Raw genomic sequence first — 18,802 nt, forward strand, 5'->3', positions numbered from 1 at the left:
ACCGTGCGGGTCCGCTTGCTGGAAGGGTAACTGTCACCGTCATGCCTCCTCCCTTTCAGGGAGGGGGAAGATTAGGTTCTCGTGGGGCTGCATCGAGGCTGGGCGCGCCGGCCAGTCTCGCCAACCGAGCCTCATGCTCCACCCGCCCGAACGGGAAACGCGAGAAGAAGAACGCAGAGACGCAGGCCAGCGCGATGTAGAGCCCCGCGTAGATCAGCGTGAGGCGATCGATCGTCCCCACCGGGACCGTGCCCGGCGTAGCCTTGGCCGGGAAGCCCGCCACTGCGAGGATCATGCCGGCGAAGAATATCCCGATCCCGCTCGTGCATTTCTGGACGAAGAACGAGCCCGCGAAGAACACGCCCTCCGACCTTCGTCCCGTCTTCGCCTCCGAATCCTCGACCACGTCCGCCATCATCGACGCGCCGAGGATGAACCCGGTCACGTTCGACGCGGTGCCGAGGATGAAGAACCCGAACAGCATCGGCAGCAGCGTGGACTCGCCGACCTCCGGAAACACGCCGAGCATGCGCAGCCAATAGGGCGAGGTGTTGAGCGCCGCCCCGCATAGCACCGCGGTCATCGCCGCCTTGGGCTTGCTGGCCGACTTTCCGAGCCGGGGCGCCGCCAGGAACGCGAGAAAGACGCCCGAAAACAATGCGATGGTCAGATACACGAAGGTCGGGCCTTTGAAGCCCCATACGTAGATATAGAGGTAATTCGACATCGCGTAGCTGATGCCCTGGATCGTGTAGGCGCAGACACCCGCCGCCATCAGGATCGCGAAGGCGCGGTTCTTCACAGTTTCGCGCAGTTCGGCGAAGGAATCGCGCAAGGTCTGGCGGGCGATCGGGGCGTTAGGGAGATGCTTGATCTCGTGGTGCGTGCCGAGCGCCGACACGAGGATCGCAACGCCGATGAGCAGCGCGCCCGCGAGCGCGAAGCCGCTGTAACCGGCGCGGTTGAGCAGACCGTTGGGGAACGCGGCGGTGGGCGCGAGGAAATATTTGTACGCGGACAGCAGCATCAGCAGACCGCCGACCCAGCCGAACAGATAGCGATACGCCATGATCCGCGTCCGCTCGTCATAGCCGGAGGTGAGCTCGGGGGTCAGCGCAACCGACGGGACCTCGTAGCAACTCACCGCAGTGCGCACGAGCACCGCCATCGCGAACAGCCAGACCAGCGTCTGCGGCTCCGACATGATCGAGGGCGGGTTCCACAGCAGCAGCCAGCCGACCATGATCGGCAGCGCGGAGGCGTACATCCAGGGATGCCGCCTGCCCCATCTGGTTCGCGTGCGATCGGAGAAGAAGCCCACCGCCGGGTCGACGAACGCATCGATCAGCAGCGCCATCATGATGACGAGGCCGACGGTGGCGGAGGGCAGCCCGACGACCTGGTTGTAGAATAGCAGCAGGAACGTGCCGAACCCGGCGTCCTTCACCCCGTAGGCGACCGCGCCGAAGCCGTAGCTCGCCATCGTGCCGTTCGAGAGGCGGCGGCCCGCGGCGGTCATTTCAGTTTGTCGAGAATTGCGAACAGCGAGGGTTGCGCAGGGTCCCAGCTCGGCCGCGTGCCGATCGTCATGCCCCCGTCGACGAGAATGTGCGTGCCGGTGATGAAGCTCGCATCGTCGCTGGCGAGGAACGCGACCGCGGCGGCGATGTCTGCACCGGTACCGGGGCGGCGGATCGGCTGCGCGTCGGCGGCGATATGCGCGATCATCGCGTCGGCTTTGGTCGTCTTGTCCTCGTCGAGTTCGAGCGTGCGCGTGAAGATGTTGGTGACGATGAAGCCGGGAACGACGGCGTTCACGCGGATCCTGTGCTGCGCGAGATCCGCGGCGGCCTGTTTGGTGAGGTGGAGAACGCCGGCCTTGGCGGTGGAATAGGCGGTCGGTGCGTAGCCGGTGCCGAGCGCGGACACCGACGAGGTGTTGACGATCGCGCCGCCGCCGCGTTTCGCCATGAGCGGAGCTGCGTAGCGGATGCCGAGCGCGACCGAGCGGAGGAGGAGCGCCTGGGTGCGGTCCCAGTCCTCGGGCGAAATCTCGCCGATCGGATCACGCGAACCGCCGGCGCCGGCGTTGTTGAACAGGATGTCGAGCCCGCCCGCGTCGTCGGCGGTCTGCATCAACGCCTCGATATCGCCGGCCTGGAGCACGTCGGTACGCTGGAAGAGGATGCGGCCACCGGATGCGTCGGCGAGCGCTTGGCCACCGGCTTCGTCGATGTCGCCGATCAGGACGGTGGCGCCTTCGTCGGCGAGTTCGGAGTGCGGTCGCCCGGCCGATACCGGACGCGCCGCCGGTCACGACGGCCCGCTTGCCTGAAAACCTCACACGCACTCTCCTGCTCTTTGGCGAGCATAGTATGGCTTCTGCACTCGTCAATGATGGCGCGTTCGAAAACGGGTTTGCGGCGGGCGGCGCTCGGCGATACCAAGCAGCCAAACATTCGGAGGATGCGTGATGGATACGACCAACCTGTTCCGGCTCGACGGCCGCGTCGCGCTGATCACCGGCGGCAGCCGCGGGATCGGCAAAATGATCGCCGCCGGCTTCATCGCGCAGGGGGCGAAGGTGTATATCTCGTCGCGGAAAGCCGATGTGTGCGAGGCGGCGGCGGCGGAGCTCGGGCCGAACTGCATCGCATTGCCGCAGGACGTCTCCACGGTCGCGGGATGCAAGGCGCTGGCGGCGCAGTTCGCAGAGCATGAGACGCAGCTCGATATCCTGGTCAACAATGCGGGGGCGGCGTGGGCGTGCCGTTCGAGGAGTTTTCGGAGGTCGGCTGGGACAAGGTCATGGACCTGAACGTCAAGTCGCCGTTCTTTCTACGCAGGCGCTGCATGCGGCGTTGAAGGCGTCGGGATCGCGCGCAAAGCCGGCGAAGGTGATCAACATCACGTCGATCGACGGCCAGCGGCTCAATCCGTGGGAGACGTACAGCTATCATGCGTCGAAATCGGCGCTGATCTATCTGACGAAGCGGATGGCGGCGCGGCTGGTGACGGATCTCGATCAACGTGACCTCGATCGCGCCGGGGGCGTTTGCTAGCGACATGAACAAGGCGGCGCGGGATCATGGGGATACGGTGGCGCAGGGATTCCGGCGAAGCGCGTCGGGGTGGACGAGGATATGGCTGGGGCTGCGATCTATCTCGCGAGCCGCGCGGGGGATTATGTGATTGGGGAGACGATCACGGTGGATGGTGGGCTGGTGCATGCGTCGTTGGGGACAAGCATCGACGCGTGAGCTGATTCCCTCGCCCCTTCGGGGAGAGGGAGGGAGCAGCCGCTTGGCTGCGGAAGGGAGAGGGGTGGTTGGGACTAGCCGTCCCGAGCCTCACTCCCCTCTCCCTTCCCACGGCAAGCGCCGCGGGCCCCTTCCCTCTCCCCGTAGGGGCGAGGGAGAATTATCGCGCTATTCCGCCTGCTGCGAGGACGGCCAGCGTTACGAGTTCGCTGGCCGTGCTCGTCATGGGGGCGACCTGGACGGGCTTTTCCATGCCGATCAGCATTGGGCCGATGACTGAGTCTCCGCCCAGTTCGCGGAGCAGTTTCGCGGATATATGCGCGGACTGGAGGCCCGGCATGATGAGGACATTCGCCGGACCGGACAGCCGCGCGAAGGGGTAGTTCGCAAGCTGCTTCGGGTTGAGCGCGACGTCCGGCGCCATCTCGCCTTCGTACTCGAACCCGACCTGCCGGCCATCGAGCACGGTCACCGCATCACGGATGTTGTCGAGCCATTCGCCCTTCGGATTGCCGAAGTTCGAATAGCTGAGGAACGCCACGCGAGGTTCGTGGCCCATCCGGCGCGCGACCGCTGCGGTCTGTTCGGCGAAGTCGGCGAGCTGCTCGGCGGTCGGGCGTTCGTTGACGGTCGTGTCGGCGATGAACACCGTGTGGCTCTGGCCCACCAGCAGGTGGATGCCGAACGGCGTCTTCCCCGCGACCGGATCGATCACGCGCCGGATCTGGCGCATCGTCTCGCCGTACGTGCGCGTGATGCCGGTGATCATCGCATCGCCCTCGCCGAGCTGAAGCAGCAGCGCGCCGAAGATGTTGCGGTCCTGGTTGACCATCCGCTCGCAATCGCGGCGCAGATAGCCACGACGCTGGAGCCGCGAATACAGGAAGTCGACCATCCGCGGCACGAGCGGCGAGACGCGGCTGTTGTGGAGTTCGAAGCTTTCCGGGTCCGTGACGCCGAGCGCACGCAACCGCTCGGGTACGTCGTCGCGGCCGACGAGGACCGGCGTGCCGTAGCCGCCCTCCTTGAAGGTGATCGCGGCGCGGAGGACGACTTCCTCCTCGCCCTCCGCGAAGATCACGCGCTTGGGGTGCGCGCGGGCGCCTTCGTAAGCCATCGACAGGACCGAGGTGGTCGGATTGAGCCGGGCCCGCAAGGAATGGCGATACGCCTCGATGTCGAGGATCGGCTTGGTCGCGACGCCCGAGGCCATTGCCGCTTTCGCTACCGCGACGGGGACGACCTCCATCAGCCGCGGATCGAAGGGGGCCGGGATGATGTACGTCGGGCCGAAGCTGTGGCTGACGCCGTACGCCGCGGCGACTTCCTCCGGCACGCGTTCGCGCGCCAACTCTGCGATCGCGTTGGCGGCGGCGATCTTCATCGCGTCGTTGATGCCGGTCGCGCGGACGTCGAGCGCACCGCGGAAGATGAATGGGAAGCCGAGGACGTTGTTGACCTGGTTCGGATAATCCGAGCGGCCGGTGGCGACGATCGCATCGGGGCGCGCGGCCATCGCGAGTTCGGGGCGGATCTCCGGCTCGGGGTTGGCCATCGCGAAGATGATCGGCGCAGGGGCCATGTCCTTGACCATCTCCGGGGTCAGCGAACCCGCCGCGGAGAGGCCGAGGAACACGTCGGCGCCGACCAGCGCCTCGGTCAAGGTGCGCGTCTCGGTGACGGCGGCATGCGCCGACTTCCACTGGTCGACGCCGTCGCGGCCCTGGTAGATCACACCCTTGCGGTCGCACAGGATGACGTTGTCGCCGCGCACGCCCATCGCCTTCACGAGTTCGGTGCAGGCGATCGCCGCGGCACCCGCGCCGTTGACGACGATCTTGACCTCGGAGAGCTTGCGCCCGGTGAGCAGGCACGCGTTGATCAGGCCGGCGGCGGTGATGATCGCGGTGCCATGCTGGTCGTCATGGAAGACCGGGATGTTCATCCGCTCGCGCAGAGCCTGCTCGATGATGAAGCATTCGGGCGCCTTGATGTCCTCGAGGTTGATGCCGCCGAAGGTCGGTTCCATCAGTTCGACCGCGTCGATGAAGCGATTCACGTCCTCGGTCTTCAGCTCGATATCGATCGCGTCGACGTCGGCGAAGCGCTTGAAGAGGACCGCCTTGCCCTCCATCACCGGCTTGCTGGCGAGCGGCCCGAGATTGCCCATGCCGAGGATCGCGGTGCCGTTCGAGATGACCGCGACGAGGTTACCCTTCGCGGTATAGTCGTAGACGGTGGCGGGATCGTCGTAGATCGCCTGCACCGGCACCGCGACGCCGGGCGAATAGGCGAGCGCGAGGTCGCGCTGCGTCGCCATCGGCTTCGACGCGATGATCTCGATCTTCCCCGGACGGCCTTCCGAATGGAAGAGCAAGGCTTCGCGTTCGGAAAATTGCAGCGTTTCGTCGGACATGGGGCCTCGCGCGGTCGTTAGGTTTGGAGGACCTTCTAGGCAGGTGGCCGGCGTTCGTCACCCCGGACACTTCGCCCTAGTGGGTGGTGCCTCAACGTCCTTCTCCCCTCGGGGAGAAGGTGGCGCGCATGCGCCGGATGAGGGGCGGTTGGGGTCCGCGCCCGAGCCTCACTCCCTCACCCTCCCACGCTGCGCGCGGGTCCCGCCCTCTCCCCCGAGGGGAGAGGGGTTTTATGGGCGGCGGCTTTTCGCTACCCGCGCTTGATGTCGCACCCCGCCCCTACCCCCATGATGACGCAGTATCTCGGCCTGAAGGCGGAGGCGCAGGATTGCCTGTTGTTCTACCGGATGGGCGATTTCTTCGAACTGTTCATGGACGATGCGCGGATCGCGGCGGGGTGCTCGATATCGCGCTGACCGCGCGCGGCGAGCATGAGGGCAAGCCGATCCCGATGTGCGGCGTGCCGGTGCATGCGGCGACGGTGTACCTGCAACGACTGATCAAGGCCGGCCACCGCGTCGCGATCGCCGAGCAGGTCGAGAGCCCGGCGGAGGCGAAGGCGCGCGGGGGCTCGAAGGCACTTGTCGCGCGGGCGATCGTGCGAGTGGTGACGGCGGGGACGCTGACCGAGGAGGCGTTGCTCGACGCGCGGTCGGACAATTGGTGCGTGGCGATTGGTGAGGCTGGCGGATCGGTGGCGATCGCTGCGGCGGATGTGTCGACCGGACGGTTCGAGATCGTCGAGGTTGCGGGCGACGCGGTCGAGGCGGAACTCGCGCGGCTCGGCGCGGCCGAGGTTGTCGCGTCGGAGGCTAGGCGAATTTGCGGACGCCGCCACCACGCTGCGACCAAAGGGCGATTTCGACAGCGGCGCAGGCGAGGCGCGGCTGAAGCGGTTGTACGGCGTCGCGACGCTCGACGGGTTCGGGCAGTTCGGCCGCGCGGGGCTCGCCGCGGCGGGAGGGCTGGTCGCGTATCTGGAGCATAATGCCAAGGGCGCGATGCCCTTCCTCCGCCCCCGCGGATCGGGCGCGCGGCGGAGACGATGGCGATCGACGCCGCTACGCGGGAGAGCCTGGAACTCACCTGCACGACCGGCGGCGTGCGGAAAGGAGTTTGCTCGATGCGGTCGACCGGACCGTGACGGGGGCCGGCGCGCGGCTGCTCGGCGCGGATCTCGGCGCGCCGTTGATGGACAAGGCGGCGATCGACGCGCGGCTCGATCTGGTGCGGTTGTTCCATGACGACCAGGCCGCGCGCGAGCGGTTGCGGTCGACGTTGCGCGCTCTGCTCGATATCGGCCGCGCGCTCGGGCGACTGGCGGCGGGGCGTGGTGGTCCGCGCGATCTGGGGCAGTTGCGCGATGGGCTCGACGGCGCGTGGAGCCTTGGCGAGCGGATGGACGCGATCGTCGATCCGCCGGTGTTGTTGCGGGATATCGCGCCAAGATTGCGCGGTCATGGCGCGCTGATCGACCTGTTGAAGCGTGCGCTGGTGCCGTCGCCGCCGATCGAGGCCTCTGATGGCGGGTACATCGCAGCGGGCTATGACGCGGCGCTCGACGACCTGCGCGATGCAGGCGCTGGCGGGCGGCGGGCGATCGCGGCGCTGGAGGCGGAGTTTCGGGCCTCGACCGGCGTCACCGCGCTGAAGATCCGGCATAATGGCGTGCTCGGCTATCATGTCGAGGTGCCGGCGCGGGCGGCCGATCCGTTGATGAAGGCAGACAGCGGCTTCACGCATCGCCAGACGCTCGCGGGCGTCGTGCGGTTCAACACGCCCGCCCTGCACGAGGTCGCGGCGAAGGTGTCGCAGTCGGGCGCGCATGCGCTAGCGGCGGAGGCGGCGCATCTGGAGGAATTGACCGCGCAGGCTCTGGCGGGGCGCGAGGCGATTGCGGCGACGGCGGATGCGCTCGCGCGGCTCGACGTCGCGGCGGGTCTCGCGGAGCGCGCGGCGGAAGGCGCCTGGACGCGGCCTTCGCTGGTCGATCACGCATGTTTCGAGATCGAGGGCGGGCGGCATCCGGTGGTCGAGGCGGCGGTCGCAAAATCGGGCGATCGGTTCGTCGCCAACGATTGCAATTTGTCAGAGAGTTCGCGGCTGTGGCTCGTAACAGGTCCGAACATGGGTGGTAAATCGACCTTCCTCCGCCAGAACGCGCTGATCGCAGTCCTCGCGCAGGCCGGGTCGTACGTGCCCGCAACCAAGGCCACCCTCGGGCTGGTCGATCGCCTGTTCAGCCGCGTCGGCGCGTCGGACAATCTCGCGCGGGGCCGGTCGACGTTCATGGTCGAGATGGTCGAGACCGCCGCGATCCTCGCGCAGGCGACGCCGCGGTCATTCGTGATCCTCGACGAGGTCGGGCGCGGTACCTCGACCTATGACGGCCTTGCGATCGCCTGGGCGGTGGTCGAGGCGATCCACGAAGACAATCGCTGTCGGTGCCTGTTCGCGACGCATTACCACGAGCTGACGCGGTTGGCGGAGCGGTGCGAGGCGCTGTCGCTGCATCATGTCCGCGCGCGCGAGTGGAAGGGGAGCTGGTGCTGCTCCACGAACTCGCCGACGGGCCGGCGGATCGGAGCTACGGGCTGGCGGTCGCGCGGCTGGCGGGGATGTCGCCGGCGACGGTGGCGCGCGCGAAGGCGGTGCTGGCGAAGCTCGAGGCCGGGCGCGCTAAGACTGGCGGGTTGGCGGCGGGGCTGGACGACCTGCCGTTGTTTGCGGCGGCTGCGCAGGTCGAGGAGGTGGCGTGCGACGTGCTGCGCGAGGATCTGGCTAAGTTGGATATCGATGCAATGAGCCCGCGCGAGGCGCTGGACGCGCTGTACCGGTTGAAGGCGCTCGCCAACGAGGGGTGATTCCGACCCTTCCCCTGCAAGGGGAGGTGGCTGGCCCTCGCCAGACGGAGGGGTGACCCGCCCTCGATAGCGCGGACACCCTCCGTCAGCCCTTCGGTCTACCACCTCCCTTGCAGGGAGGAATAGGTCCCGCGTCCTAGTATCTCACGATACGCTAATGCTAGGCGGCGGCCGGATTAGCGGAGCGCGGGCTTTGGGCGGACATCATCACGGGCACGACCATGCCAACTCACATGGCCACGGCGGCAGCCATTCGCACGGGGCCACAGCCATGCCCCGGCCTCGTTCGACCGTGCGTTCGCGATCGGGATCGGACTCAACATCGTGTTCGTCGCGGTCGAGGCTGTGGTCGGGCTGCGGATCGACTCGGTCGCGTTGCTCGCCGACGCCGGCCACAATCTGTCCGACGTGCTGGGGCTCGTCGTCGCCTGGGGCGGCACGATGCTCGCGCGCACCGCGCCGACCAAGCGCTTCACCTATGGGCTGAAGGGCTCGACGATCCTTGCCGCGCTGACCAATGCGCTGTTGTTGCTGGTCGCACTCGGCGCGATCGTGCTGGAGGCGTCACAGCGGTTCTCCGATCCGGCCCCGACCGCCGGCCTTCACCGTGTCGATGGTCGCCGGCATTGGCATCGCCGTCAACGCGATCACCGCGTGGATGTTCGCACGCGGTCGCAAGGGCGACGTCAACATCCGCGGCGCGTATCTCCACATGGCCGCCGACGCGCTCGTCTCGGCGGGTGTGGTGATCGCCGGGCTGGTGATCTGGCGGACCGGCCTCACCTGGATCGATCCGGCCGTGAGCATCATCATCGCCGTCCTCATTTTCTGGCAGACATGGGGCCTGTTGCGCGAGACCGTCGAGATGTCGCTGTCCGCCGTCCCCCGCGGGATCGAGTTCGACCATGTCGACGAAGCGCTGTGCGGTTTGCCCGGCGTCACCGAGATCCACGACCTCCACATCTGGCCGATGAGCACCACCGAACCCGTCCTGACCGCACATCTGGTAATGCCCGGCGGCCATCCCGGTGACGATTTCTTGAGTGATGCCAGGACGATGCTGCACGAGAAGTTCGGGATCGGCCACGCGACCTTGCAGGTAGAAACGGGTCACGCCAACAACTGTTCGATGGCGGACACGGCGACAGTTTGAACTTTTAGGAGAAGGCGGGGTTAAGCTGGCATAGATCAGGAGCACTTACCCATGAAGAAGCATTTCATCGCCGCCTTAATGTCGGTCGCCGTCGTCGCCCCCGCCATGATTCCCGTCGAAGCCACCGCCCAGCGCCGTGACGACCGCCGTGACGACCGCCGGGACGACAACCGACGCGTCGATCGCAACTGGCGCGGCGACAACGATCGCAACTGGGATCCGTCGCGCAGCTATCAGAACGGTAACTATCGTGAGCGCCGCCTGGGTCGCAACGATCGCATCTATCGTGGCAAGGATGGCCGCGCATACTGCAAGCGCAACGACGGCACGACCGGTCTGGTGATCGGTGCGCTCGGCGGCGGTGTGCTGGCCAACCTGATCGGTGGCGGTACGCTCGGGACGCTAGCGGGTGCCGGTGGCGGCGCGTTGCTCGGCCGGTCGGTCGACCGCGGCAACGTGAAGTGCCGCTGAGCTTCGACCGAAGCTTGAGCGAATGACGAAGCGGCGGCCGAGCGATCGGCCGCCGTTTTCGTGTTCGCCGTTTGCGTATTCAGAGCATGCCGTAGAGCAGCGTGCCGTTCAGGCCGATGATCACCGCGGCGATCACCCAGGCGAGCGTCTTCAGCCAGACCGGGCTGACCAGATCGCCCATGATCGTGCGGTCGCCGGTGAACTTGACGAGCGGTACGACGGCGAACGGGAGTTGCAGGCTGAGCACGACCTGGCTCAGCACCAGCAGCTTCGTCGCGCCCGAGTCGCCGGTCGCGCCGACGACGATCACGGCGGGGACGATCGCCAGCAACCGCGTTACCAGCCGCCGCGCCCAGACCGGCATGCGCAGGTTGAGGAAGCCCTCCATCACGATCTGGCCGGCCAGCGTGCCGGTCACCGTCGAGTTCTGCCCCGACGCCAGCAGCGCGACCGCGAACAGCACGCTCGCCGCGCCCATGCCGAGCATCGGCGCGAGCAGTTCATAGGCCTGGTCGATCTCGGCGACGTCGGTGCGCCCCGCAACGTGGAAGGTCGCGGCGGCGAGGATCAGGATCGAGGCGTTGATGAAGAAGGCCAGGCCGAGCGCGACGGTGCCGTCGATCGTCGCCATCGTGATCGCGTCGCGCTTGCCTGCTGCGTCCTTGGCGAACGCGCGGGTCTGGACGATCGACGAGTGGAGGTAGAGGTTGTGCGGCATAACGGTCGCACCGAGAATGCCGATCGCAATGTAGAGCATCGCCGGGTTGGTCACGATCTCGGTGGTCGGCACCAGCCCGCCGAGCACGCCCGCCCATTCGGGCTGCGCGAGGAACAGCTCGAAGATGAAGCAGCCGGCGATGATCACCAGCAACGCGACGACGAACGCCTCCAGCTTGCGGAAGCCGAAACGTTGCAGCGCGAGGATCAGGAACACGTCGAGCGCGGTAAGGACGACGCCGTAGACGAGCGGCAGGCCGAACAGCAGCTTCAGCGCAATCGCGGTGCCGAGCACTTCGGCGAGGTCGCAAGCGATGATCGCGATTTCGCAGAGGAACCAGAGTATGAGCGAGACCGGCTTCGAATACTGCGCGCGGCAGGCCTGGGCGAGGTCGAGCCCGGCGACGATGCCGAGGCGGGCGGACAGCGCCTGCAGGACCATCGCCATGAGGTTCGACAGCAATACGACCGAGAGCAATGTGTAGCCGAAGGCGGAGCCGCCGGCGATGTCCGTCGCCCAGTTGCCGGGGTCCATATAGCCGACCGCGACGAGATAACCCGGGCCGACGAACGCGAACAGGCGGCGCCAGAAGGATGCGCCTTCCGGGATGACGACGGTGCGGTGACTCTCGGCGAGCGAATTGGCGAAGTCGGATGCGGGGAGATTGGGGGCTGACATCGGAGGGTGCTTTGCCGGAAGGGGCGGGGTGGGACAAGGCGTGGCTGGCACGTCAGGCGCCAAATGCACTCAACCCCTATCCCGTCACCTCAGCGAAACCTGGGTATCGCGGTTGGCAGGTGTAGCTACCCCATCATCGAGATCCCAGCTTTCGCTGAATGACGGGTGGGCAGGTGTGAGAGGAAGAGCAGCCAAACTACTCCCTCCCTGAAAGGGAGGGGCTGGGGGTGGGTCGGCCCGATCGAGCCACCCCCGTGCGTTCATAGCGGACGCCGACCCACCCCCGCCCCTCCCTTCCAGGGAGGGGAGAAGGAGGTCAGATCACCTTCATGTCCGCCTGATAATGATGCCATGCGAAGATCGCAGCGGCGCCGCGGTGCGGGCGCCAGGCTTCCGCGACCTCGCGGGTGAGTTTCTCGCTCGGACGGGTTTCGTGGCCGAGGATACGCCCGATCTCGATCTGGATCGCGAGGTCGCCTGCCGGCCAGATGTCGGTACGGCCTTCCGCGAACAGCAGGTAGATTTCCGCCGACCAGCGGCCGATGCCTTTCACTCGAACCAGTGCGGCAATCGCCTCCTCGTCGTCTTCGGGCAGGTTGGTCAGGTCGAGCCGCCCGCTCGTCACCTCGTCGGCGAGGCTGCGGGCATATCCAAGCTTCTGCCGCGAAAGGCCGGCGCTGCGTAGCACCTCGTCGCTGGCGGCGGCGATCTTCACCGGGTCGCCTGCGCCGCCGACGACCGTGTCCAGCTTAGTCCAGACCGCCTTTGCCGAGGCGACGCTCACCTGCTGGCCGACGATCGTCCGCAGCAACGTTGCGAAGCCGCGCTCGCTGATGCGCGGCGCGGGTGGCCGGCATTGCCGATCGCGACTGCGAACGCGGGCTCGATCGCGCACAACGCCGCCATCGCGGTTTCGAGTTGGTCTGCGCTCAGGCCCATGTCGGGCGCCAAGACGCTTGATCGCGCGCGGCGGTAACGCCATGGATCGGCGAAAGTTTTTCGGAGGACAGCATGCCCAGCTTATCGTCGTGACGCGCGAAGGGGAAGAACGCGAGATCATGAGCGAATCCGGCCTTTCGGTGATGGAAGTCATCCGCGACGCCGGGATCGACGAGATTCTGGCGCTATGCGGCGGGTGCTGCTCGTGCGCCACCTGCCACGTCCATGTCGACCCGGACTTTGCGGGCAAACTCAAGCCGATGGGGCCGGACGAGGATGATCTGCTCGACTCGACGAGTGATCGCGACGAGTTTTCGCGCTTGTCGTGCCAGATCGAGATGACCGACGGTTTGGATGGATTGAAGGTAAAGATCGCCGCGGAGGACTGACTTCCCTCGCCCCTCCGGGGAGAGGGAGGGAGGAGCCGTAGGCGACGGAAGGGAGAGGGGCTGTTGGGATCCAAGTCCCGAGTCTCACGCCCCTCTCCCTTCCCACCGCAAGCGCGGCGGGCCCTTCCCTCTCCCCGTAGGGGCGAGGGAGTTCGGGTCACCGCGTGGTGATGGCGTACAGCGCGATTGCCGCAGCGTTCGAGACGTTGAGGCTCTCGACCTTGTCCGAGATCGGCAGCTTCGCCAGCTCGTCGCAATGTTGCTCGGTATTCTGCCGCATGCCCTCGCCCTCGGCACCGAGCACGATCGCGACACGCTGCGTGCCCATGGCCTCGCCCAGCGTCTGCGTCGCGTGGCCCGTAAGCCCGATCCGCCAGAACCCCGCCGCCGCGATCTCTTCCAAGGCGCGCGCCAGGTTGACCACCCGGATCCAAGGCACAGACTCCAACGCCCCAGACGCAGCCCGCGCGATCGTCCCCGACTCCGGCGGCGCATTGCGATCCGGCGTCACGATCCCCAGCGCATCGAACGCCGCCGCCGAGCGCAGGATCGCGCCGACGTTATGCGGATCGGTCACGCCGTCGAGGATCACCAGCGGGCGGTTGTCGTCCTTGCCGTGCTCCAGCAGATCCGCCAGCCACATGTCCTCGAGCGGCTCGACCTCGATCACCACGCCCTGGTGCGGCGCATCGCCCGGCACCAGCCGCGCCAGATCCATCGCCTCGGCATAGGTCACGGGCACGTCGGCGGGCAGGTCGAACCCGGCCAGCGCCTCGCGCGTGCCGAGGATTTTCCGCACCGTGCGCTCCGGATTGGCGAGCGCGGCGCCCACCGCGTGCTTGCCCCAAAAGCGGGGGCGGCCTGCCGGTGCCTTGCTCGGCCTGTGTCCCTTGCGTGCCATATTCGCTCTCTATCGTGTCTGTGTATGCCGCGTCCTTGTCGGCATTCGGCCTCTGCGGCAACACCGAAGCGCGAAACTTCGCAAAAGCTGCGTTGACACACCGGGCGCGCTTCGCCATTGAGCCGCCTCGCTTCAACGAGCGACGTTCGCAAGAGCGGCCTGGACAGGTGGCCGAGTGGTTAAAGGCAGCAGACTGTAAATCTGCCGGAGTTTCTCCTACGTAGGTTCGAACCCTACCCTGTCCACCACCGCCCAGCGCGGTGATGCACAAAATTCAACAGCACGAGCCCAGCAGCACGAGCAGGGCAAGTTCTTCCGATCACGGAAGGAAGTCCGCGTGACAACCGCGCATGGACGGCTAGGATCACGGCGACCGTAACGATTTCGGAAGCCGCGTGACCTCAGATCCTGCTGTTCAGCCATCCGCTCAACCACTCGCCGACTCGATCCTAGACGCGCTCGTCCACCGCATCGGCAAGGATGCGCAGGCCGCCCGTCCCCACGACTGGCTGGCGGCGACGATCCTGACGGTGCGCAACGATATCGTCGAACGCTGGATGGCGTCGACCAAGGCGGCGCACGCGGCCGGCGCCAAGCGCGTCTATTATCTCAGCCTCGAATTCCTGATCGGCCGGCTCCTGCGCGACGCGGTGACCAACCTCCAGCGCAACGACGAGGTGACGCGCGCGCTCGCCTTGCACGGCGTCGACCTCGCCGAGCTGGAGGAAATCGAGCCTGACGCGGCGCTCGGCAATGGCGGTCTCGGCCGGCTCGCCGCGTGTTTCATGGAGAGCATGGCGAGCCTCGCGTTGCCCGCCTACGGCTACGGCATCCGCTACGTGAACGGCATGTTCCGCCAGCGCATCGACGATGGCTGGCAGGTCGAGATGCCCGAGAACTGGCTCGCGCACGGCAATCCCTGGGAGTTCGAACGCCGCGAGAGCGCGTATTTCGTCGGCTTCGGCGGCGAGGTCACCGCCGCCGACAACGGCCAGGTCCACTGGAGCCCGTCCGAGGCGGTCGAGGCGACCGCGGTCGATACCCTCGTCGTCGGCTGGCGCGGCAAGCACGTCAACACGCTCCGCCTGTGGACCGCCCGCGCGTTCGATCCGATCAAGCTCGATCGCTTCAACGCCGGCGATTTCTCGGGTGCGTTGGCAGATCAGACGCGTGCCGAGACGCTTACCCGCGTCCTCTACCCGAACGACTCCACCGCCGCCGGCCAGGAACTCCGGTTGCGCCAGGAGTATTTCTTCTCGTCCGCGTCGATCCAGGACATCGTCCGGCGCCACATCCAGTATTTCGGCGACATCCGTACGCTGCCCGACAAGGCCGCGATCCAGCTCAATGACACGCACCCCGCGGTGTCGGTCGCCGAATTGATGCGGCTGCTGATCGACCATCACGAATTCGACTTCGACGAGGCGTGGAAGATTACGCGTGCCACCTTCGGCTATACCAACCACACGCTGCTGCCCGAGGCGCTCGAAAGCTGGCCGCTGCCGTTGTTCGAACGCCTGCTCCCCCGCCACATGCAGATCGTCTACGCGATCAACGCCAAGCTGTTGCGCGAAGCCCGCGGCACGGACGGAATCGACGACCGCGCGATCGCCGCGATCAGCCTGATCGACGAGGGCGGCGAGCGGCGCGTGCGGATGGCAAACCTCGCCTTTGCCGGCTCGCACAGCGTCAACGGCGTCGCCGCGCTCCATACGCAGTTGATGAAGAAGACGGTCTTCGCCGATCTCCACAGGCTCTACCCGACCCGGATCAACAACAAGACCAACGGCATCACGCCGCGCCGCTGGCTCCAGCAGTGCAACCCCGGCCTCACCGCGCTGATCCGCGGTGCGATCGGCGACGGCTTCCTGGACGATGCCGAAAAGCTCGTCGATCTGGATGTTTTCGCTGAGGATTCCGGTTTCAGGGAGCGCTTTGCGGGGGTGAAGCGTTCGAACAAGGTGGCACTGGCAAATCACATCAAGGAGAGCATGGGGCTCCGCGTCGACCCGGACGCGATGTTCGACGTGCAGATCAAGCGCATCCACGAGTATAAGCGCCAGCTGCTCAACATCATCGAGACCGTCGCGCTCTACGACCAGATCCGCAGCCATCCGGAGCGTGACTGGACGCCCCGTGTGAAGCTGTTCGCGGGGAAGGCTGCGTCGAGCTATCACAACGCGAAACTCGTCATCAAACTGGCGAACGACGTCGCGCGCCGGATCAACGCGGACCCTTCCGTCGGTGGCCTGCTCAAAGTCGCGTTCCTGCCGAACTACAATGTGTCGCTGGCGGAGAAGATCATCCCCGCCGCAGATCTCAGCGAACAGATCTCGACCGCCGGCCTCGAAGCGTCGGGTACCGGCAACATGAAGTTCGCGATGAACGGCGCGCTGACGATCGGCACGCTCGACGGTGCGAACATCGAGATCAAGGATCGCGTCGGCGACGACAACATCTTCATCTTCGGCATGACCGCGGACGAGGTCGAGGCGAAGCGCGCCAACGGATACGATCCCCGCGCGGTAATCGACGGCTCGAACGAACTTCGCCAGGCAGTGTCGGCGATCGCGTCCGGCGTGTTCTCACCCGACGACAAGACGCGCTACGCCGGGCTGATGGGTGGGCTGTACGATGGCGACTGGTTCATGCTCGCCGCCGATTTCGACAGCTATGCCACCGCTCAACGCGCCGTCGACACGCGCTGGAACGACCGCGACGCCTGGGTCGCCTCGACCGTGCGCAACGTCGCGCGCGTCGGCTGGTTCTCGTCCGATCGCACGATCCGCGAATATGCGCGGGAAATCTGGACGGTAATGTGAAGCCACCCGAAGGCGCCATCGTTGCCCTCCTCGAAGGGCGTCACGACGATCCGTTCTCGCTGCTCGGCGTCCACAGCGGCCCGACCGGCGTGTTCGCGCGCGTCTGGTTGCCCGGCGCGGACAAGGCGGAGGCGCACGCGCTCGACGGCACCGCACTCGGCACCCTTCCCCGCATCGACGATCGCGGCCTGTTCGAAGGCCCGATCGACGGTGACCCGCAGCCGGTAAAATACCATGCGGAGGCGGGCGACACCTCGTGGTGGGTCACCGACCCCTACAGCTTCGGCCCCGTGCTCGGCCCGATCGACGACCTGCTGATGGCGGAGGGCACGCACCGCCGCCTCCACGACAAGATGGGCGCGCACCTGATCGAGCACGAAGGGCGCACGGCGTCCACTTCGCGCTCTGGGCCCCCAATGCACAGCGCGTGTCGGTGGTCGGCGACTTCAATGACTGGGACGGCCGCCGCCACGCGATGCGCAAGCGCGGCGACGTCGGCGTGTGGGAGATCTTCATCCCCGACATCGCCGAATACCGCGCGTACAAGTTCGAGATCGTCGGCCCCGATGGCCAGCTGCAACCACTCAAGGCCGACCCGTTCGCATTCGCGTCCGAACTCCGCCCCGCCAACGCCTCGATCACGCGCAAGCTCGCGCACGACTGGGCCGACACCGATCACCGGAAGCATTGGTCGTCGGTCGATCCGCGCCGTGTGCCGATCAGCATCTACGAAGTTCACGCAGGCTCCTGGGACCGCGACGCCGACGGCTGGTTCCTGACCTGGGACGCGCTCGCCGACCGCCTGATCCCCTACGTAGTCGAGATGGGCTTCACGCACATCGAATTCCTGCCGATCAGCGAACACCCGTACGACCCGAGCTGGGGCTACCAGACCACCGGCCTCTACGCGCCGTCCGCGCGCTTCGGCGACGTCGATGGGTTCGCGCGGTTCGTCGACGGCGCGCACCTAGCCGGGATCGGCGTGCTGCTCGACTGGGTCCCCGCGCATTTCCCGACCGATGCGTTCGGCCTCGCGCATTTCGACGGCACCGCGCTGTACGAACACGAGGACCCGCGGCTCGGCTTCCACCCCGACTGGAACACCGCGATCTACAATTTCGGGCGTCGCGAAGTCGCGTCGTTCCTCGTCAACAACGCGCTGTTCTGGGCCGAGCGCTATCACATCGACGGGCTGCGCGTGGATGCGGTCGCGTCGATGCTGTACCGCGATTATTCGCGCAAGGCCGGCGAATGGGTTCCCAACGCCGAGGGCGGCCGCGAGAACTGGAAGCCGTCGCGTTCCTCCGCGACATGAACCGCGAGATCTACGGCCAGCACCCCGGCGTCTTCACGATCGCCGAGGAATCGACCTCCTGGCCGGGCGTCTCCGCGCCGGTCGGCGACGACGGCAAGAGCGGCGGGCTCGGGTTCGGGTTCAAGTGGAACATGGGCTTCATGCACGACACGCTCCAGTACATGGCGCGCGATCCGCTGCACCGGAAGCACCACCACGGCGAGATCAATTTCGGCCTCGTCTACGCGTTCAGCGAGAATTTCGTCCTGCCGCTCAGCCATGACGAGGTCGTCCACGGCAAGGGTTCCCTGCTCACCAAGATGCCCGGCGACGACTGGCAGCAATTCGCAAACTTGCGCGCCTATTACGCGTTCATGTGGGGTTATCCGGGCAAGAAGCTGCTTTTCATGGGGCAGGAGTTCGCGCAACGCCGGGAGTGGTCCGAGGACCGTGCGCTCGACTGGGACCTGCGCAACGCGCGCAGCCATGAAGGCATCCGCAACCTCGTCCGCGATCTCAACACCGTCTACCGCGAGAAGCCGGCGCTCCACGCCCGCGACTGCGAGGCGGAGGGGTTCGAATGGCTGATCGCCGACGACGCCGCCAATTCGGTGTTTGCCTGGCTGCGCAAGGCCCCCGGCGCAAAACCGGTCGCGATCATCGCCAACATGACGCCGATTGCGCGCGCGCCATACCGCATCCTGCTGCCGATCGATGGCCGCTGGTGCGAGATCATCAACAGCGACGCGCATGAATATTGGGGCAGCGGCCTCGGCAATCTCGGCGGCGTCGTCGCGCAGGACGGTGCGGCCTGGGTCACCTTGCCCCCGCTCGCGACGATCATGCTGGAGTTCGAAGAGTAACGCGATCTGGCAGGCATCGGAACCAGATCGGGG

The 18,802-nt window shown here is 66.6% G+C and carries 7 protein-coding genes, 1 tRNA gene and 6 pseudogenes; 8 read left to right on the forward strand and 6 right to left on the reverse strand.

Annotated elements, in window-relative coordinates; genetic code table 11:
- Window positions 1-55 precede the first annotated feature (55 nt).
- Window positions 56-1,519 (reverse strand): MFS transporter, encoded by a 1,464-nt coding sequence (locus tag AC0IX7_RS12805; RefSeq protein WP_471812212.1) that lies wholly within the window; start codon window positions 1,517-1,519, stop codon window positions 56-58.
- Window positions 1,516-2,344 (reverse strand): annotated as a pseudogene (locus AC0IX7_RS12810) (SDR family NAD(P)-dependent oxidoreductase). The gene AC0IX7_RS12805 and the pseudogene AC0IX7_RS12810 overlap by 4 nt, the downstream one beginning before the upstream one ends.
- Window positions 2,345-2,473: 129 nt before the next feature.
- Between AC0IX7_RS12810 and AC0IX7_RS12815 the strand changes: the two are divergent.
- Window positions 2,474-3,260: pseudogene (locus AC0IX7_RS12815) on the forward strand (SDR family NAD(P)-dependent oxidoreductase).
- Between the two features lie 160 nt (window positions 3,261-3,420).
- On the opposite strand, the gene AC0IX7_RS12820 reads toward AC0IX7_RS12815, so the two are convergent.
- Window positions 3,421-5,676 carry an NADP-dependent malic enzyme gene (locus AC0IX7_RS12820; RefSeq protein WP_471812213.1) on the reverse strand — a complete coding sequence of 752 codons (2,256 nt, stop codon included), beginning with the start codon at window positions 5,674-5,676 and terminating at the stop codon, window positions 3,421-3,423.
- A 288-nt stretch (window positions 5,677-5,964) separates the two neighbouring features.
- On the opposite strand from AC0IX7_RS12820, the pseudogene mutS reads away from it, so the two are divergent.
- The 3 genes and pseudogenes from mutS to AC0IX7_RS12835 all read left to right on the forward strand — a co-directional run bounded on the left by mutS (window position 5,965) and on the right by AC0IX7_RS12835 (window position 10,165).
- A pseudogene (gene mutS, locus AC0IX7_RS12825) lies at window positions 5,965-8,541 on the forward strand (DNA mismatch repair protein MutS).
- Between the two features lie 157 nt (window positions 8,542-8,698).
- Window positions 8,699-9,694 (forward strand): annotated as a pseudogene (locus tag AC0IX7_RS12830) (cation diffusion facilitator family transporter).
- 51 nt (window positions 9,695-9,745) lie between these two features.
- Window positions 9,746-10,165, forward strand: coding sequence for a glycine zipper 2TM domain-containing protein (locus AC0IX7_RS12835; RefSeq protein ID WP_254685202.1), 420 nt, complete (start codon window positions 9,746-9,748; stop codon window positions 10,163-10,165).
- A 79-nt stretch (window positions 10,166-10,244) separates the two neighbouring features.
- Here AC0IX7_RS12835 and AC0IX7_RS12840 read toward each other — a convergent pair whose 3' ends face one another.
- Both AC0IX7_RS12840 and AC0IX7_RS12845 read right to left on the reverse strand, forming a co-directional pair.
- Complete coding sequence (locus tag AC0IX7_RS12840; protein WP_471812214.1) at window positions 10,245-11,561, reverse strand: Nramp family divalent metal transporter; 1,317 nt, start codon at window positions 11,559-11,561, stop codon at window positions 10,245-10,247.
- A gap of 316 nt (window positions 11,562-11,877) precedes the next feature.
- Window positions 11,878-12,500 (reverse strand): annotated as a pseudogene (locus AC0IX7_RS12845) (DNA-3-methyladenine glycosylase family protein).
- Window positions 12,501-12,541: 41 nt separating this feature from the next.
- Here AC0IX7_RS12845 and AC0IX7_RS12850 point away from each other — a divergent pair.
- On the forward strand, window positions 12,542-12,889 hold the full coding sequence (locus AC0IX7_RS12850; RefSeq protein WP_471813870.1) for a 2Fe-2S iron-sulfur cluster-binding protein: 348 nt from the start codon (window positions 12,542-12,544) through the stop codon (window positions 12,887-12,889).
- 157 nt (window positions 12,890-13,046) lie between these two features.
- Here AC0IX7_RS12850 and rlmB read toward each other — a convergent pair whose 3' ends face one another.
- A complete protein-coding gene (rlmB, locus tag AC0IX7_RS12855; protein ID WP_254685206.1) occupies window positions 13,047-13,790 on the reverse strand; it encodes a 23S rRNA (guanosine(2251)-2'-O)-methyltransferase RlmB in 744 nt (247 codons plus the stop codon).
- A gap of 161 nt (window positions 13,791-13,951) precedes the next feature.
- Between rlmB and AC0IX7_RS12860 the strand changes: the two genes are divergently transcribed.
- From AC0IX7_RS12860 to glgB, 3 genes and pseudogenes are all read left to right on the forward strand, one after another.
- Window positions 13,952-14,038 (forward strand) — tRNA-Tyr (locus AC0IX7_RS12860).
- A 147-nt stretch (window positions 14,039-14,185) separates the two neighbouring features.
- Entirely contained in the window at window positions 14,186-16,612 is a 2,427-nt protein-coding gene (locus AC0IX7_RS12865) for a glycogen/starch/alpha-glucan phosphorylase (protein WP_471812215.1), read from the forward strand.
- Window positions 16,609-18,769: pseudogene (glgB, locus tag AC0IX7_RS12870) on the forward strand (1,4-alpha-glucan branching protein GlgB). The gene AC0IX7_RS12865 and the pseudogene glgB overlap by 4 nt, the downstream one beginning before the upstream one ends.
- Window positions 18,770-18,802 lie beyond the last annotated feature (33 nt).

The organism is Sphingomonas sp. AC411 (genome assembly GCF_979253035.1).

What these genes read in the sequence shown, in the direction of transcription:
- AC0IX7_RS12840 (WP_471812214.1), bottom strand. Translation starts at nt 11,561, where the DNA reads ATGTCAGCCCCCAATCTCCCCGCATCCGACTTCGCCAATTCGCTCGCC.
- AC0IX7_RS12850 (WP_471813870.1), top strand. Translation starts at nt 12,542, where the DNA reads ATGGATCGGCGAAAGTTTTTCGGAGGACAGCATGCCCAGCTTATCGTC.
- AC0IX7_RS12835 (WP_254685202.1), top strand. Translation starts at nt 9,746, where the DNA reads ATGAAGAAGCATTTCATCGCCGCCTTAATGTCGGTCGCCGTCGTCGCC.
- AC0IX7_RS12805 (WP_471812212.1), bottom strand. Translation starts at nt 1,519, where the DNA reads ATGACCGCCGCGGGCCGCCGCCTCTCGAACGGCACGATGGCGAGCTAC.
- AC0IX7_RS12820 (WP_471812213.1), bottom strand. Translation starts at nt 5,676, where the DNA reads ATGTCCGACGAAACGCTGCAATTTTCCGAACGCGAAGCCTTGCTCTTC.
- rlmB (WP_254685206.1), bottom strand. Translation starts at nt 13,790, where the DNA reads ATGGCACGCAAGGGACACAGGCCGAGCAAGGCACCGGCAGGCCGCCCC.